Annotated in this window: 16 protein-coding genes, 1 riboswitch and 1 other annotated feature; of the genes, 9 read left to right on the forward strand and 7 right to left on the reverse strand. The window is 49.6% G+C overall.

Going from position 1 to position 14,840, the window contains the following annotated elements; translation table 11 throughout:
* On the reverse strand, nt 1–417 hold a 417-nt coding region (locus tag ACTQ3K_RS10445; RefSeq protein WP_441565225.1), incomplete at its 3' end, for a formate--tetrahydrofolate ligase.
* Between the two features lie 114 nt (nt 418–531).
* Nucleotides 532–617, reverse strand: a riboswitch (ZMP/ZTP riboswitch).
* A 162-nt stretch (nt 618–779) separates the two neighbouring features.
* Between ACTQ3K_RS10445 and ACTQ3K_RS10450 the strand changes: the two genes are divergently transcribed.
* Both ACTQ3K_RS10450 and ACTQ3K_RS10455 read left to right on the forward strand, forming a co-directional pair.
* On the forward strand, nt 780–1,277 hold the full coding sequence (locus tag ACTQ3K_RS10450; protein WP_441567858.1) for a MarR family winged helix-turn-helix transcriptional regulator: 498 nt from the start codon (nt 780–782) through the stop codon (nt 1,275–1,277).
* 88 nt (nt 1,278–1,365) lie between these two features.
* A complete protein-coding gene (locus tag ACTQ3K_RS10455) occupies nt 1,366–2,724 on the forward strand; it encodes an MATE family efflux transporter (protein WP_441567857.1) in 1,359 nt (452 codons plus the stop codon).
* A 110-nt stretch (nt 2,725–2,834) separates the two neighbouring features.
* Here the strand turns inward: ACTQ3K_RS10455 and proS are convergent, their stop codons facing one another.
* The 3 genes from proS to ACTQ3K_RS10470 all read right to left on the reverse strand — a co-directional run bounded on the left by proS (nt 2,835) and on the right by ACTQ3K_RS10470 (nt 7,738).
* Nucleotides 2,835–4,274, reverse strand: a complete 1,440-nt coding sequence (gene proS / locus ACTQ3K_RS10460; RefSeq protein WP_441567856.1) for a proline--tRNA ligase — start codon at nt 4,272–4,274, stop codon at nt 2,835–2,837.
* A gap of 140 nt (nt 4,275–4,414) precedes the next feature.
* Nucleotides 4,415–4,615: a binding site (T-box leader), on the reverse strand.
* A gap of 33 nt (nt 4,616–4,648) precedes the next feature.
* Nucleotides 4,649–6,541: a zinc-ribbon domain-containing protein gene (locus ACTQ3K_RS10465; protein ID WP_441567855.1), complete on the reverse strand. Its 1,893-nt coding sequence runs from the start codon at nt 6,539–6,541 to the stop codon at nt 4,649–4,651.
* Between the two features lie 153 nt (nt 6,542–6,694).
* A complete protein-coding gene (locus tag ACTQ3K_RS10470; RefSeq protein ID WP_441567854.1) occupies nt 6,695–7,738 on the reverse strand; it encodes an AI-2E family transporter in 1,044 nt (347 codons plus the stop codon).
* A 176-nt stretch (nt 7,739–7,914) separates the two neighbouring features.
* Here ACTQ3K_RS10470 and ACTQ3K_RS10475 point away from each other — a divergent pair, with 176 nt between their 5' ends.
* The 5 genes from ACTQ3K_RS10475 to ACTQ3K_RS10495 all read left to right on the forward strand — a co-directional run bounded on the left by ACTQ3K_RS10475 (nt 7,915) and on the right by ACTQ3K_RS10495 (nt 11,024).
* Nucleotides 7,915–8,337: a helix-turn-helix domain-containing protein gene (locus ACTQ3K_RS10475; RefSeq protein ID WP_441567853.1), complete on the forward strand. Its 423-nt coding sequence runs from the start codon at nt 7,915–7,917 to the stop codon at nt 8,335–8,337.
* 4 nt (nt 8,338–8,341) lie between these two features.
* Nucleotides 8,342–9,106 (forward strand): ABC transporter ATP-binding protein, encoded by a 765-nt coding sequence (locus ACTQ3K_RS10480; protein WP_441567852.1) that lies wholly within the window; start codon nt 8,342–8,344, stop codon nt 9,104–9,106.
* The gene (locus ACTQ3K_RS10485; RefSeq protein WP_441567851.1) at nt 9,087–9,740 is read left to right on the forward strand and encodes an ABC-2 transporter permease; all 654 of its coding nucleotides are present in this window, start codon (nt 9,087–9,089) and stop codon (nt 9,738–9,740) included. The genes ACTQ3K_RS10480 and ACTQ3K_RS10485 overlap by 20 nt, the downstream gene beginning before the upstream one ends.
* A gap of 205 nt (nt 9,741–9,945) precedes the next feature.
* Nucleotides 9,946–10,584: a DUF3786 domain-containing protein gene (locus ACTQ3K_RS10490; protein WP_441567850.1), complete on the forward strand. Its 639-nt coding sequence runs from the start codon at nt 9,946–9,948 to the stop codon at nt 10,582–10,584.
* 44 nt (nt 10,585–10,628) lie between these two features.
* Entirely contained in the window at nt 10,629–11,024 is a 396-nt protein-coding gene (locus ACTQ3K_RS10495; RefSeq protein WP_441567849.1) for a VOC family protein, read from the forward strand.
* Nucleotides 11,025–11,055: 31 nt separating this feature from the next.
* On the opposite strand, the gene ACTQ3K_RS10500 is transcribed toward ACTQ3K_RS10495, so the two are convergent.
* Entirely contained in the window at nt 11,056–11,589 is a 534-nt protein-coding gene (locus ACTQ3K_RS10500; RefSeq protein ID WP_441567848.1) for a methylated-DNA--[protein]-cysteine S-methyltransferase, read from the reverse strand.
* A gap of 260 nt (nt 11,590–11,849) precedes the next feature.
* Here ACTQ3K_RS10500 and ACTQ3K_RS10505 point away from each other — a divergent pair, with 260 nt between their 5' ends.
* The gene (locus ACTQ3K_RS10505; protein WP_441567847.1) at nt 11,850–12,317 is read left to right on the forward strand and encodes a DUF2284 domain-containing protein; all 468 of its coding nucleotides are present in this window, start codon (nt 11,850–11,852) and stop codon (nt 12,315–12,317) included.
* A 118-nt stretch (nt 12,318–12,435) separates the two neighbouring features.
* Nucleotides 12,436–12,969 (forward strand): prolyl-tRNA synthetase associated domain-containing protein, encoded by a 534-nt coding sequence (locus ACTQ3K_RS10510; protein WP_441567846.1) that lies wholly within the window; start codon nt 12,436–12,438, stop codon nt 12,967–12,969.
* A gap of 9 nt (nt 12,970–12,978) precedes the next feature.
* On the opposite strand, the gene ACTQ3K_RS10515 is transcribed toward ACTQ3K_RS10510, so the two are convergent.
* Nucleotides 12,979–14,301 carry an RNA-binding domain-containing protein gene (locus ACTQ3K_RS10515; protein ID WP_441567845.1) on the reverse strand — a complete coding sequence of 441 codons (1,323 nt, stop codon included), beginning with the start codon at nt 14,299–14,301 and terminating at the stop codon, nt 12,979–12,981.
* A 251-nt stretch (nt 14,302–14,552) separates the two neighbouring features.
* Entirely contained in the window at nt 14,553–14,816 is a 264-nt protein-coding gene (gene rpsR / locus ACTQ3K_RS10520; protein WP_441567844.1) for a 30S ribosomal protein S18, read from the reverse strand.
* Nucleotides 14,817–14,840: the final 24 nt, after the last annotated feature.

A 14,840-nucleotide genomic window follows, 5' to 3' on the forward strand; every position in this document is an offset into this window, starting at 1 on the left:
GTTGTTTGCTGCACCGATGGCATGGAAGTCACCGGTAAAATGAAGGTTGATATCCTCCATGGGAACCACCTGTGCATAGCCGCCGCCTGCTGCGCCGCCCTTTACACCGAAGACCGGTCCGAGGGAGGGCTCACGGAGCGCTACCATAACGTTCTTTCCGATCTTGGATAATCCGTCTGCAAGACCTACGCTGGTGGTCGTCTTTCCTTCGCCTGCGGGAGTCGGGTTGATCGCTGTTACCAGGATCAGCTTGCCGTTCTCCTTGTCAGAGTCCTTTAATAAATTGTAATCAATCTTTGCCTTGTACTTTCCGTACTGCTCCAGATATTTGTCATCGATTCCTGCCTTCTCGGCAATCTTGGTAATCAGTTCCGGCTGGCACTCCTGTGCAATTTCAATGTCTGTCTTAAATCCCATAATGTGTTCCTCCTTAAGAAAAGTTGTACCTGTCCCTTTTTGCCCTTCCCCAATTCCTATACGGCGAAAACAAGGCTTCGCCTTAAGAACAAAAAAGGACAGCATTTAAATGTTAAATGCTGCCCAGACGGTCGGCTTATCTTTATTGCTCCGGCTGCACTGTGGTTCTCCACAATTATCCGTCAGTAACCGGAACCTTTTGTTGATGGTCTTATCCTATCACATTGACAAACCTTTGTCAAGCATTTTGATAAAAATTTATCCATTTTTTACACAGACATAAAGCAGATCCGTCTTGACCTTTTCTCCTTAATATTGTATTATTAAATACAGTTCAAAAAAATACTATTTGGAGATGCCCTATGAAACAAAACTACTCCCCCACATTTTTTGTTGCCTTTTCTCACGACATCCTGAACGCTTATAATCAGATGTGTGAACCGCTGCTTCAAAAATTCGGGATTTCTCAGGTATCCTTTGATATCCTGATGTTTTTAAAAAATAATCCGGAGCTTTGTACTGCTCAGCAGATCAGTATGTTTCGGAACATTAAAAAGAACCTGGTTTCCGTTCATGTGGAAAAACTGGTCAAAGCCGGCTATTTAAAACGAGGAGCCGTTTCCGGCGACCGCAGGAAAATCGCTCTTTTCTGCACGGAAAAGGCTGTTCCCATTACAGACGCCGGCATTGCTTTGCAAACATCCTTTGTTGATCAGCTTACCGCTGATATTCCCCAGCGGGAACTTACCCTCTATCAAAAGCTCATGGAAACCATGGCGGAGCATGCCCGTTCCATGACGGCAGAAACGTCATCCGCAAAGCCTTTCCCGCCTGACCGGAAGGACGATGACCCCCGCTGACCGGAACCGAGCTATCTGCCATAACCGCTTACCGGAAAAACCGACCGTACTGTCAATCCCAGACAGATCAAACGCTAAAGGAGACACCATGCAGGATAAAAACTTTCTGGGCACAGAGCCCATCGGAAAGCTTCTTCTGAAGCTGGCGATTCCAACTGTAATCGCCCAGCTCATCAATATGCTTTACAACATCGTTGACCGGATCTACATCGGCCATATTCCCCTGAACGGAAGTCTGGCTCTTACCGGTGTCGGCGTCTGTATGCCGATCATCATGATTGTTTCTGCCTTTGCAGCTCTTATCAGCTCCGGCGGTGCTCCGAGAGCCTCGATTTCCATGGGAAAACAGGATCCGGAAGCAGCAGAACGAATCCTCGGAAACTGCTTCAGCCTCCAGATCGTGATCTCTGCCATTTTAACTGTAATTCTGCTGCTCTGGAACCGGGATCTGCTTCTTGCTTTCGGTGCCAGCGAAAATACGATTTCCTACGCCGTGGATTATATGAATATCTATGCGGTCGGCACCTTATTTGTACAGCTCACGCTCGGTATGAATGCCTTTATCACTGCCCAGGGCTTTACCACCATTTCCATGATCTCCGTTCTGATCGGTGCTGTCTGCAACATCGTTCTGGATCCGGTCTTTATTTTTGCTTTCGGAATGGGTGTCCGGGGTGCCGCTCTGGCAACGGTACTCTCCCAGGCCGTCTCCTGTATCTGGGTCCTGCGGTTCCTCTGTGGAAAAAAGACGCTTCTCCATATCCGAAAGAAGTATCTGCGTATGCAGGCAAAGGTTATCATCCCCTGTATTACACTTGGTCTCGCTACCTTTATCATGCAGGCAAGCGAGAGTGTTGTGACCGTCTGCTTTAATTCCTCCCTGCTCCGTTACGGCGGTGACATTGCTGTTGGCGCTATGACGATCCTCACCAGTGTGATGCAGTTCGCGCTGCTTCCGCTTCAGGGCATTGCCCAGGGTGCTCAGCCGATCTCCAGTTATAATTATGGTGCCAGAAATGCGGACCGTGTAAAAAAGACCTTCCGTCTTCTGCTGATCACCTGCTTTACGTACTCCATGGTTCTCTGGACTGCTGTCCAGCTTTTCCCGAAGCTGTTCGTGAGTATTTTTACGTCCGATGCCGCCCTTGTTTCTTTTACTGCTCCCATGCTGAAGATCTATCTTGGCGGACTGGGACTCTTTGGAATCCAGATTGCCTGCCAGATGACCTTTACCTCTCTGGGAAAAGCAGTCTGCTCGATCATCGTCGCCGTTGTCCGAAAGTTTGTACTGCTGCTGCCGCTCATTTATCTCATGCCTCACCTGGTCTCTGATTCCACCAGAGGCGTTTATATGGCTGAGCCGGCTGCAGATGTGACCGCAGTCCTTTTTACCATCGTCCTGTTCACCTTCCAGTTTAAAAAAGCAATGAAGAATCTCCAAAATTAAAACTTCTCATAAAAGAGACACGATGCAGGAACCTCATTCTCTGCACCGTGTCTCTTGTTTTTCAGCGAAGCTTCCTGTCCGCCGGATTCTTTTTTATATGTTCGCAGCTTTTAATATGCTTTGCCCCAGAATACCATAGTCTTCGCCGGTCTTCCGCATACCGGGCATACATCTCCGATGTGCTCCTGCTTGAAGGGCATGCATCTGGAGGTCGCTGTGGTGTCCTCTTTGATCTTCAGCTCACATGCCTGATCGCCGCACCACATCATCTTCACAAAGCCAGGCTTGTTCGCCACGATATCCTTGAACTCATCATAGGTATGAGCCTCATAGATATGGCTCTGAAGATGAGCCTTTGCCTTTGCAAGCATATCATTCTGGATCACATCAAGGATCTCCAGTGCCTTCTCGCCCAGCTCATCGATGGATACCGTGATCTTCTCACGGGTATCTCTGCGGACGATCACCGCCTGGTTCTGTTCCATATCCTTCGGTCCGATCTCCACACGGATCGGGATTCCGCGCATCTCCTGCTCACTGAACTTCCAGCCCGGGCTCTTATCAGAATCATCCAGCTTTACACGGACACCGGCTGCCTTTAAGATATCACGAAGCTCGGCCGCCTTTTCCATCACGCCCTCTTTCCGCTGAGAAATCGGGATTACCATACACTGAACCGGAGCAATTCTGGGCGGCAGTTTTAATCCGCTGTCATCACCGTGAACCATGATCAGTGCACCGATGATACGGGTGGACATTCCCCAGGAGGTCTGGTGTACATACTGAAGCTTGTTTTCTTTATCTGAATACTGAATACCGAATGCCTTTGCAAAGCCATCGCCGAAGTTATGGCTGGTTCCGGACTGAAGTGCCTTTCCATCATGCATCAGCGCCTCAATGGTGTAGGTAGACTGTGCTCCGGCAAACTTCTCCTTGTCGGTCTTCTTTCCCTTGATGACCGGAATGGCCAGGACCTCCTCACAGAAGTCTGCATAAATATTCAGCATCTGAATGGTTCTTGCCTCAGCCTCTTCCTCCGTTGCATGAGCGGTGTGGCCCTCCTGCCATAAGAACTCTGCCGAACGCAGGAACGGACGGGTCGTCTTTTCCCAGCGCACAACGGAGCACCACTGATTATACAGCTTCGGCAGATCTCTGTGGGACTGGATAATTCTGGAGTAAAAATCACAGAACAGAGTCTCAGAGGTCGGACGCACACAAAGCCGCTCCGGCAGGGTCTCCAGCCCTCCCTGCGTCACCCATGCAACCTCAGGCGCAAATCCTTCTACATGGTCCTTCTCCCTTTGGAGCAGGCTCTCCGGAATAAACATGGGCATATATACGTTTTCTACCCCTGTCTCCTTGAAGCGTCTGTCCAGCTCCTTCTGAATATTCTCCCAGATCGCATATCCGTTGGGACGAATAATCATACAACCCCTCACGTTCGAATACTCCACCAACTCCGCTTTCTTTACCACATCGGTATACCACTGGGCAAAATCTTCACTCATGGAGGTGATGGATTCCACTAATTTCTTTTCCTTTGCCATGATAAGTTCTCCTTTTAAACTGTAAATTTCCATAATAATTCCGTGGCCCGGCCAATTTGTCCTGAAACAATCTTCTATGAAATTTATCAGAAAATGACTCTCCCGATAAACAAAAATCCCCTGCTCCGGAATCATCCGAAGCAAGGGACCGAATATCGGCGGTACCACCCTTGTTAGCCATCTGGCTGGCTCACTCTCGATCCGTTATCGCCGGAATTACGCTGTATTTTCATACAGGACTCCAAGGTGGGTTCAACATCTGTGCCAAAAAGACTTTCCAGCTTCCGTCCTCTCTCTGGGTTGGCCGTCTGATCTCTACTATTCCTTATCTTCGCCATGTTTTGCTTCTATCTTAGGCGAATTTCCGTCATTTGTCAAGCCGCAGCTTCCCGAACAAAAATCAGCTCCACATTATCCAGATTCATGATCAGTCGTCCGTTTTCCAGCGTTACGTTCTGATCCGAACCCTCTATTGTGAGTACATAAGCATGATCCCCCGTCTTCTTCCAGGTGCCATCTGCCGTCTCACCCAGAAGCTGGACATGCATAGAACCATCAGACCGCATATTCATCCGCAGCTGATCAGAAGCCAGCCCCGCATACTGCAGATACGTATCTGCATCTATGGTCATTCCGCCAAAAGTCACCTGGCTGCCGCGCCAGCTTCCGACAAACGCCGCAATATCTGTCTCTTCCTGGCTCTGCTTTAACTGTTCCTGTACATAGGCCTCCTTCTGTTCCCGCAGTGCCTGCTCAATCTCCGGATAATCACCTCCCAGCGTATTCAGTGCACCATCAAGCACAATGAGCGCCGCTTCATAATTCTGATTTGTTCCCAGGGCATCCGCCGCCTTTTTCAGGATATCCTCCTGATACTTCGCTTTGTATTCCTCCAGTGCAGCCTGAAGTTCTGCATTTCCGCTATACTCTGCCAGAGCCTCCCTGGTTCCCTCCATGGCGGTGTAATAATTCCCCTGATCCGCTGCTTTTTTGCCCTGCTCCAGTACGGACTGAATTCCATAATCCTCCTGAGCCTCTTCGAGCTCCTCCTGTTTCCTGATCAGCGCCTCATCCCCCGGAAGGATTTTCAGCGCCTGGGCAAGCTTTTTTGCCGCCTCCTCATAATCATCCTTTTTCTCCAGCGCTTCCACTTCGTCGAGAACTGCCTCGCGGTAAGCCTTCTCCGCCGCTTCCAGCTGCTTCTGGGCAGTCTCATAATTGGAATCCGCCTTGATCACCTTTTTATACTCTGCGATGGCTGTTTCATAATTCTCAGCCTTCATTGCCTTTTCGCCATCGGCAAAGGCGCTTCTGGAATCATATAATTCCCGGATCTGCACCAGTGCATCCGACACAGACGCATCATCCCAGAATGCTGCGATGGCAGTCAAGTGTCCCTTTGCGGTCTGATAATCCATAGAATCGGAGGTGTACGCCGAAGTAATCGCCTCCACCTGATTCTTTATCAGCTCATCAGCCTGTGCCTTTTTCTTTTCATTTCCGGAAAAGCTCTTCTCATAAATCGCTTCTACCTTCGTCCAGTCCCGGTCCCTGATGGCCGCCTTAAGCTTATTAGCCGGGTTGGACAGCACGAACGCAAACACTGCCAGAACAAGGAGCATCACCGCGATCAGCGACGATAATGCAATGATCCACGCCTTTTTCTTTCCATTTTTCTTTTTGCTTTTTTCCGGTTTCCGGTTCCCCGGTATGTATTCATAAGGCGGATGACTGCCCGGCTGCTCCGTTTCCCGATATCCATCCGTACGCTGCGGCTTCGCTCCCGCTTCTCCGTTTCCCGCTTCCCGATGCATTTCTCTGCCGCGTTCCGCACTGCCCGCTTCCCGATGCATTTCTCTGCCGCGTTCCGCACTGCCCGCTTCCCGATGCATTTCTCTGCCGTGTTCCGCGCGGCCTGCTTCGCCATATACCCGCGTTCCCTTCCTCATGGCCTCCTCCGGCATTTCCAGGATCAGCTCATTTTCCATATTTTTCATGATCTGCTTTTCCAGCTCCGGAATGGCGTCTCCGGAAGCCGCTTCTTCCGGCTGTTCCGGCATTTTTACAGCTGCTTCCGACTCTGTCATGCCTGTCTGCTCTTCTGTGCTTTCCGGCGGCAGCGCAGTGTTCTCCGGCTGTATCGGCACCGGCTCCTCTTTTATGGTTTTTACAGGGTTCTCCACCGGCGGGTTCTCTACCGGCGTTCCACAGTTTTCACAGAACCGGTCACCCGCCTTCAATTCATATCCGCAGTTTGTACAAAACATAGAAGCTCCTTTCTCCGTCCGGACTCTGGCAGACAACCGCCGGGCCGCAGACCATCGGCAGATTCTCTCCATGTGCAGGAATATCTTCATGAATGATCTCTGTTTCTATGCTATCAGTATAACCCAGCGGTTTTCTGTCTGTCAAACGATAATTCACCCTTCCCCGGTGTAAAGTCCGCTCAGCTCCCGCACCAGAAGATACCCCAGCGGTCCCAGAAGAAAGCCGGTTACGCCAAATAATAGGAGTCCGGCGTACATACTCATGAGCATTTCCAGCGGGCGGATTCCCATGCGGCTGCCCATGAGCTTTGCCTCCAGGATTTCTCTGAGAAAATAGCTGAGAAGATAAAGGAGCATCAGTCCGATGGCATAGGTCCAGTTTCCGGTAAACAACATAATCACGGCCCAGGGAACCAGGACCGTTCCTGTTCCGAACACTGGAAGTGCGTCCAGAAGTCCGAGCCCGGCGCCCAGAAGCACTGCGTAGGGATTTCCCAGAGCATACAATCCCACGCCGCAGAGAATACTGGTAAGGAGCATGATAAACAGCTGTACCAGAAGAAAGCTTCTTCCGACACGGCTGATGCAGCCGGCCGCCGCCGAAAGCTCCTGGCGGAAAACCGAGGTGTTTTTCCAGTGAAGGATCCGTCCCCGGGCTCCCACCACCAGAACTCCGCCGATCCCCGCAACAGCAAGAAGCCCGCCAAGCTTCGCGGTTCCCGCAAAAATTCCCGGAGAAAACATCATGAGATACGTTCCGGCCTGGCGCTCCGCAGTTTCCAGAAACCTTTGTCCCCTGGATTCCACAAATTCCATGGTCGTTCCGCCGGAAAATCCGAGAAACCGGTCACAGTTCCGGCAGACACCATCCAGCCAGCCGCAAAGCTCCTCAAACCATGATGGCAGATGTGCCGCTGCTTTTATGAGCTGTTCCAGAAACAGCCTCCCCAGGATATAGCCCAGAAAAAGCAGTACTGCTGAAAGAGCCGTAATAAAAAGCGAGGCCCAGACTGTCCGCTTAACGCAGGTTTTCTGTTCCAGGGAAACGGCTGCCGGCCCCACCAGAACCGCCAGCCACCAGGACAGCAGAAACGGGAAAAACAGCCGCAGAACATACTTGAGCGCAAGATATACGCCGGCCGTCGTTCCGAGCACTGCCAGCGCCTTTTTCTGTTTTTCCGTAAGCCTGTTTTTCATGAGGTGCCTCCTTTTTCTGTTCTCAGTATGCTCCGTCCGACCGGTTTTATGCCGCAACGATTTTTAACAAAATCAGGGATTTTTGTTAAGGTTCCGTTATGGTCTTTCCAGCGGATCTGTGTTACATTGAAGGCAGAAAATGCGACATTACAATCAGGAAAGGTGGGAATTTTCCGATGTTTAAAGACAATCTGCTCATGCTGCGAAAAGCCGCCGGTCTGTCACAGGAGGAACTGGCGGAAAAGCTGGACATCTCGCGCCAGACACTTTCCAAATATGAAACCGGCGAGTCACTTCCGGACATTGAAAAATGCCGGATGATCGCCGATGTATTCAATGTAAGCCTTGATGATCTGGTGACCTACGAGCCGGACGGTACCGGCCTCGGCATTGCGCCGAAGGGCAGACACATGTTCGGCGTTCTGACTGTTGGTGAGAAAGGACAGATCATCATTCCGGCCAAAGCACGCAGGATCTTCAACATCCACCCCGGCGACTCGCTGATCCTGCTGGGCGATGAAGCTCAGGGACTGGCTCTCATCAAAGAGGCGGATCTGATGATCCTGCTAAACCGGAACACCAGACGGGAGGAGCAGTGACTATATGAATCCGACACATCATACAAATACCATCCTGGAGATTTCGGATCTCCGAAAAGAATATCCCGGCTTCCGTTTAAATCATGTATCGTTTTCTCTGAACCGCGGCTCCATCATGGGACTGGTGGGGCGCAACGGTGCCGGAAAAACGACAACCATCAAATCCATGCTCGGGCTGATCCGTCCTTCCGGCGGAACCATTTCCTGCTTCGGCATGGAGCTGTCCTCCCACGAAGCAGAAATCAAAAAACGGATCGGCTACGCCTGCGGTGCTGTGGATTATTATAAGAAAAAACCGATCCGTGACATTGCCGCCGTGACAAAGCTGTTCTATGAAAACTGGGATGACGCAGCCTACCGTCATTATCTGGAGCTGTTTTCTCTGCGGGAAGAAAAGACACCGGAGGAGCTGTCCGAGGGCATGCGGGTGAAGCTGAACCTGGCACTGGCTCTTTCCCATCACGCCGAGCTTCTGGTTCTTGATGAACCCACCTCCGGACTTGATCCTGTTTCCCGCAGCGAGCTTCTGACTATATTTCGTTATCTGGCGCAGGAGACCGGCACAGCGATCCTGTTTTCCACCCATATCACAACAGATCTGGAAAACTGTGCAGATATGATCACCTATCTGAAAAACGGTACCGTGCAGATCTCCGGGGCTCTGCCGGACTATCTGGCAGACTGCCGCTCCCGCGGTCTCGGAAAAACTCTTGAGGAAATTATGATCCATGACGAACAGGAGGCATTTCATGAAAAAACTGCTCATTAAAGAAATCCGGCTGGCGGCCTCACCTCTTTCCTTCCTGTTTCTGGCCTTTTCAGTCATGGCACTGATCCCCGGCTATCCGATCCTGGTGGGCAGCTTCTTTGTCTGCTTCGGGATCTTTCACTCCTTTCAGGCAACACGGGAAACCAACGATATCCTCTATTCCGTTCTCCTTCCGCTGTCAAAGTCGGACACAGTAAAAGGCAAATTCGCCTTCAGCATCATGATCCAGCTCGCCGGCTTTCTGCTCATGGGGATTTTCACACTGTTGCGCATGACTGTTCTCGCCCATGCCGAACCATATGTGAACAACGTCATGATGAATGCCAACCAGCTTTATCTGGCATTTACGCTTCTTCTGTTTCTGCTGTTCAATCTGCTTTTTATCTGCGGATTTTTTAAGACCGGCTATCGGATCGGCATACCGTTTCTGTACTTCGGAATCGCCGCGCTTCTGCTCATCGGACTTGCAGAAACCCTCCATCATCTGCCTGGCCTTGGCTTTCTCAACAATACCAGCACCATGAGAAACACCGATCTGTGGCTGAGCCTGGCCGCCGCCGCAGTTGTTTACGCGATTGGAACATGGGGAAGTATGAAATACGCGATGAAACGATTTCAGGACGTGGATCTGTAATGTATGGGTATGGCTTGCGCAGGCACCCTCCCGGTCAACCGGCACATATCGAAGTTGCCTCTGACCGGGAGGGTGGCCTGCGCAAGCTCTCTATTCCTTACATCCCCCACTTACATCAATCAGTCAGAATATACGGAAGCTGCTTCTGGCATCGCCCTCATTTCTGTGTTATATTTAGTACAAAATGCGAATTGGAGGAGCTTCCATGAATCCCAGTCGTTCTAACTATGAGTTAATGAAGACTCAGATGGCTGTTTCTTTTCTGCAGCATGATCAGGATCTTATGATCCGAAATTTTTCTTTAGAACATGATACTCAATATCTTTATCTTTCTTTTGTTGACCGTATGTATCGGATCAGCCGGGAATCCGGCCAAGTAGAATGGTCGGCAGATTTTTCTCAGACCGCAAACGCAGCTGACTACAATGAAGCTATGACCATCTATGATGTTCTCTGCCGGTCTGACCGTCCGAATCCCGCCAGTACAGAATTGGTTCCTGTGAATACGCTTTCCAGTATTCATACCGGAAATATGGGACAAAAAACGGACTTTTTTCAGCATGCCGCCGAATTTTTTGACGGAAATACTTCCGGATTTCTGCATGCCTGCAAAGCACTTCACGGAATACCTGTTTCCGGCGGGGATGCCGCCTGTGAATTACAGTTTTTCTCTTTTCTTCCGGTCACCGTCCGGTTCTGGGAATCTGATGAGGATTTCCCGCCCAGCTTGCAGATCCTGGTTCCGAAAAACATTCTTGATTTCATGCACTATGAGACAGTCATGTTTGCCGTTTCCCATCTGCTGAACCGGCTTATGGACGAAACGCGGAACTCAACTCCGTAAACCATGCCCCGGCTTTTTCCGCAGCTTTAACAGGAGGACCGACTATGAACCCAACAATCCGAATCGAACATCTGGCGCTGTATGTCAATGATCTGGAAGCGGCCCGCGCGTTTTTTATAAAGTATTTTCATGCCGTTTCCGGTGAGAAGTATCATAACAAAAATACCGATTTTTCTTCTTACTTTTTAAGCTTTTCCGACGGTTCCAGACTGGAGCTTATGACAAAGCCGGGGCTTCATGATGTGCAAAAAGATCCAGACCGCACCGGCTATATTCACCTGGCATTCAGCCTCGGAAGCCGATTTGCTGTCGATGAACTGACCGAAACCATGAAACAGGACGGCTGTCAGGTTCTCAGCGGGCCGCGGATCACCGGCGACGGCTATTATGAAAGCTGTCTTGTGGGATTTGAGGGGAATTTAATTGAATTAACGGAATAGAAAGGAAATTTCCGACTGACAGGCGCAGGCTTTACCGTGCCGTCCCTTTTTCCGGTACAAACAGGGAGTCCATGTTTACACCTTCCAATGTAAGGAGCTGTACCTTCCGGTCGATCCCGCCTGCATATCCGGTCAGGCTTCCGCCGGTTCCGACCACTCGATGACAGGGAACAAGAATCGAAATTTCATTATGTCCCACCGCACCGCCAACTGCCTGCGCCGACATATGATCGATTCCGCGCCGCTTCGCAAGAAGCTGTGCGATCTCTCCGTAGGTCATGGTCTGTCCGTAGGGAATGGTGCAGAGAATTTCCCAGACCTCCTTCTGAAAGGCTGTTCCGATAAAATGAAACGGCACGGGAATCTCCGGTCTTTTCCCGGAAAAATAACGATCCAGCCAGCGTTTTGTCTGTATTAAAACCGGTATTTCCCTCTCCTCCCGTTCCGCTTCCAGACACCGTCCGAAATACTTCTGTCCCTCAAACCATACTCCCGCCAGCCCGGTTTCATCGGCTGCCAGCAAAATTCTCCCAAGCGGCGATTCATAATCGCTGATATACTGCACGCACGTCTCCCCCTCTTCTGCGATATTTCTCTTATTATAGCGCACTCCTATGTCATAGCCTATCATAAAATATTCGTTTTCTATAAACATTACACCAGAATACAAAATTTGTTCGCGCTTTGACGTCGTTCCGGCGTAAAGCAATTCCGTATGGAATAAACCGCCGTCCAATGGTATACTGGTTAAAGCAACTGTAAAACCGCGCTCATCTGTGCTATACTGAATCCCGGCAACAATTTTATGGAAAGAAGGTTTTATTTATGGATGTTATCGCCGCTGCCAAGGCACTTGGCTTTTCCGATGCCGCCGTTATGGACACTAAGAATCTTGTATTCAAGCCGGAATACCGGGTCTTCTGCGAGGAAAACCTCTGCGGCTGCTATAACCACAATCCTGCCTGTCCGCCTATGAGCGGTACGGTGGAGGAAATGGATCAGCGGGCGTATTCCTATGAAAAGACACTGGTTCTCCAGACCACACGTGAACCGGATATGGATTATAAAAAGGAAAAGCTGGAGCATAACAAGATCACGGAAGCCCTGGCGGAACAGATGAAGCTGGACGGAAAAACCGATCTGCTGCTCATGACCGCCGGTCCCTACAAGAATCACTCCTGTATGTCCGCCTACTGTGTGGATGCCCAGAAGATGGCAGATGCCGTCGGCATGATCTGCTGGGGAAATGACGGGAAAATCCGGTATTTTTCCCAGATTCTGTTTCATGAATGAACCCAGGGAGAAATTTATGACATTCCAGAAGGCTGCTGCGGCAGATTTTTCCCGGATCCGGAATTTTTACCGGAATCTGTAACCACACCGCAATTACTTGCATATGGAGGATAACTAAATGGAATTACAGCATGGAAGGCCTGCGGACACCGCAGGCAGGACGGAAAAAGAGCTTCGTGCATACGACCTGCTTGACCGGCTGGGCGTCTCCTATGACCGGGTTGACCACGAACCGGCCATGACCATGGAGATCTGTCAGGAAATCGACAAGGTGTTACAGGCCGTGATCTGCAAAAACCTGTTTTTATGCAACCGGCAGGAGACCTCATTCTATCTTTTGATGATCCCAGACACCAAAGTATTCCACACCAAGGATCTTTCCTCACAGATTGGCTCCGCGCGTCTGTCTTTTGCCAAGGCGGAATACATGGAACAGTTCCTCGACATCACCCCTGGCTCCGTCAGCGTTCTGGGACTGATGAATGATACCGAACACCGCGTGCAGCTCCTGATCGATGAAGATGTGTTAAGCAGTGAGTTTGTGGGCTGCCATCCTTGCATCAACACCTCCAGTATCAGATTCCGGACCAGTGATCTGGTGGAAAAAGTGATTCCCGCCATGGGACATCCCTTTGTGAAGGTGAAATTATAAGAATTTCGGTTATTTCAGCCGGTACGTTTTTCCTGCTCCCCGCCCGTTGATTTCGAGCAATCCGCGTTCATTCATCTGGCGGGTCAGCAGATAAGCTCTCGTCTTTTTGATATTCAGCAATTCTTGCAACTCTTCGTCATTCATTTCTCCATATTCCCGAAGATAATCCAGAACAATTTTCATCTGCGGGGTAACAGCAGAATCCGCAATCTCATTATCCGCCTTTTTAATTTGGTCAGTCTGCTCAGATGAAGCGGCATTCATATTCGGCAGCAGCAATTTGAACGTATTATGGGTCACTTCAATCTTCGGCTGAACCGGACAAGATTTATACAGCGCATAAATCTTACGGATCCCCGTACCATATGATTCAATCAAACGCAGCCGATGAAAAATCTCTGCCAGCCTGCGGTTCCGCGGCTGGGAAATACCACTGCGAATATCCTCTGCCGACAGCCCCGGCAGCAATCCGCCGATGGAAATAAATTCCATGCACTCATCATTGACATTGATAATGATACTGCCGCTGTAACTGTAATCCCGATGAACAAAAGCATTCAATAATGCTTCACGAATTGCCGCCTCAGGATAATCGGATTTGTCAACCCGTTCCAGTCCCTGAAACCTCGAAGCTGTCCGATTACATAATGCAAGATAAGCATAACTGTCATCAAGCTGCTTAAAAATCGATCCGCCAAATTCCCTTGCATCTTTAAAAGTAAGATTCTCCGAATCACCAAACACAGCGATCTTCGTAGTATGATGACACTGATCGGAAAGAAGCTGCGCCAGATTGGTATACTGATCATCATGAATATTCCGTAATCCCAACGCGATAAACTTATCTTCCGAAAACACAACTTTATATCGTTTAAATGCTGCTTTCGCCTCCTCAAAAGTCAGATCCTGCTGCATGGTACGCATTTCCTCAAATACATCACCATCTGAATCCTTGATCATCTGCCTGATCTGCTCCGGAGACGCCTGTACACTGGCTGCTCCTTGACGCACATATACCCCGGCTGGTTTAATCCCCTTTCCTTTTAAATAATACGGCTTATAACTCCCCTCGCCAATCTCAATGCGAATCACGTGGTTATCCTGCAGTACATAGCGTACAAACATCGTCACATCCGGCTGGATGGCATCCCGGATTCCATTAGTCAGACGTGTATAGGTTTCATCTACCGAATCAATGCCAACCACTTTCCCCTGATCATCAATTCCAATATAAATCACACCGCCTTCTGTGTTGGCAAACGCAATGACTTCCTTGTAAATTTCATCTGTCAGCCTGGATTTATATTCCATACGTTCACTTTCATATTCCATATACTGCACCTCCGATCCATCTTATTTTTATTATATCCCGTTTTTCACTTTTTTCAATGCCGAAAGTGAATATTCACCCTTCATTCACCCTTTGCAGTGAATATTCACTCTGTGACGGGCCGCAAAGCGGCAATCTTCCATTCCGCCGCAGTGCGATCCCCGCGGAGCGTTTTTTATTTCATAGGACGAACTTTCCTATGAAACAAAAACAACGGGGCGCCGAAGCGTCCCGCCAGTTTTATTTCCGGATCTTATTCCATTGTATAAGGCATCAGTGCAACGTGTCTTGCTCTCTTGATTGCAACCGTCAGGGCACGCTGATGCTTTGCGCAGTTTCCAGTGATTCTTCTGGGAAGGATCTTTCCTCTCTCAGATACGTATCTCTTTAACTTTGCAACATCCTTGTAATCGATAACACCGTTCTTATCTCCGCAGAATACACAAACCTTTTTTCTTCTGCGTCCGCCTCTCCTCTTCATAGGAGAATCTGCTCTATCGCCTTTTGTATAAGCCATGGTTAAAACCTCCTTCATCTCATA

Origin of the sequence: Candidatus Paralachnospira sp. LCP21S3_A2 (assembly GCF_052118925.1) — a bacterium.
Lineage (GTDB): Bacteria > Bacillota > Clostridia > Lachnospirales > Lachnospiraceae > Lientehia.

What these genes read in the sequence shown, in the direction of transcription:
- ACTQ3K_RS10515 (WP_441567845.1), bottom strand. Translation starts at nt 14,301, where the DNA reads ATGGAATATGAAAGTGAACGTATGGAATATAAATCCAGGCTGACAGAT.
- ACTQ3K_RS10480 (WP_441567852.1), top strand. Translation starts at nt 8,342, where the DNA reads ATGAATCCGACACATCATACAAATACCATCCTGGAGATTTCGGATCTC.
- ACTQ3K_RS10495 (WP_441567849.1), top strand. Translation starts at nt 10,629, where the DNA reads ATGAACCCAACAATCCGAATCGAACATCTGGCGCTGTATGTCAATGAT.
- ACTQ3K_RS10510 (WP_441567846.1), top strand. Translation starts at nt 12,436, where the DNA reads ATGGAATTACAGCATGGAAGGCCTGCGGACACCGCAGGCAGGACGGAA.
- ACTQ3K_RS10470 (WP_441567854.1), bottom strand. Translation starts at nt 7,738, where the DNA reads ATGAAAAACAGGCTTACGGAAAAACAGAAAAAGGCGCTGGCAGTGCTC.
- rpsR (WP_441567844.1), bottom strand. Translation starts at nt 14,816, where the DNA reads ATGGCTTATACAAAAGGCGATAGAGCAGATTCTCCTATGAAGAGGAGA.
- ACTQ3K_RS10455 (WP_441567857.1), top strand. Translation starts at nt 1,366, where the DNA reads ATGCAGGATAAAAACTTTCTGGGCACAGAGCCCATCGGAAAGCTTCTT.
- ACTQ3K_RS10490 (WP_441567850.1), top strand. Translation starts at nt 9,946, where the DNA reads ATGAATCCCAGTCGTTCTAACTATGAGTTAATGAAGACTCAGATGGCT.
- ACTQ3K_RS10465 (WP_441567855.1), bottom strand. Translation starts at nt 6,541, where the DNA reads ATGTTTTGTACAAACTGCGGATATGAATTGAAGGCGGGTGACCGGTTC.
- ACTQ3K_RS10505 (WP_441567847.1), top strand. Translation starts at nt 11,850, where the DNA reads ATGGATGTTATCGCCGCTGCCAAGGCACTTGGCTTTTCCGATGCCGCC.
- ACTQ3K_RS10485 (WP_441567851.1), top strand. Translation starts at nt 9,087, where the DNA reads ATGAAAAAACTGCTCATTAAAGAAATCCGGCTGGCGGCCTCACCTCTT.
- ACTQ3K_RS10475 (WP_441567853.1), top strand. Translation starts at nt 7,915, where the DNA reads ATGTTTAAAGACAATCTGCTCATGCTGCGAAAAGCCGCCGGTCTGTCA.
- ACTQ3K_RS10450 (WP_441567858.1), top strand. Translation starts at nt 780, where the DNA reads ATGAAACAAAACTACTCCCCCACATTTTTTGTTGCCTTTTCTCACGAC.
- proS (WP_441567856.1), bottom strand. Translation starts at nt 4,274, where the DNA reads ATGGCAAAGGAAAAGAAATTAGTGGAATCCATCACCTCCATGAGTGAA.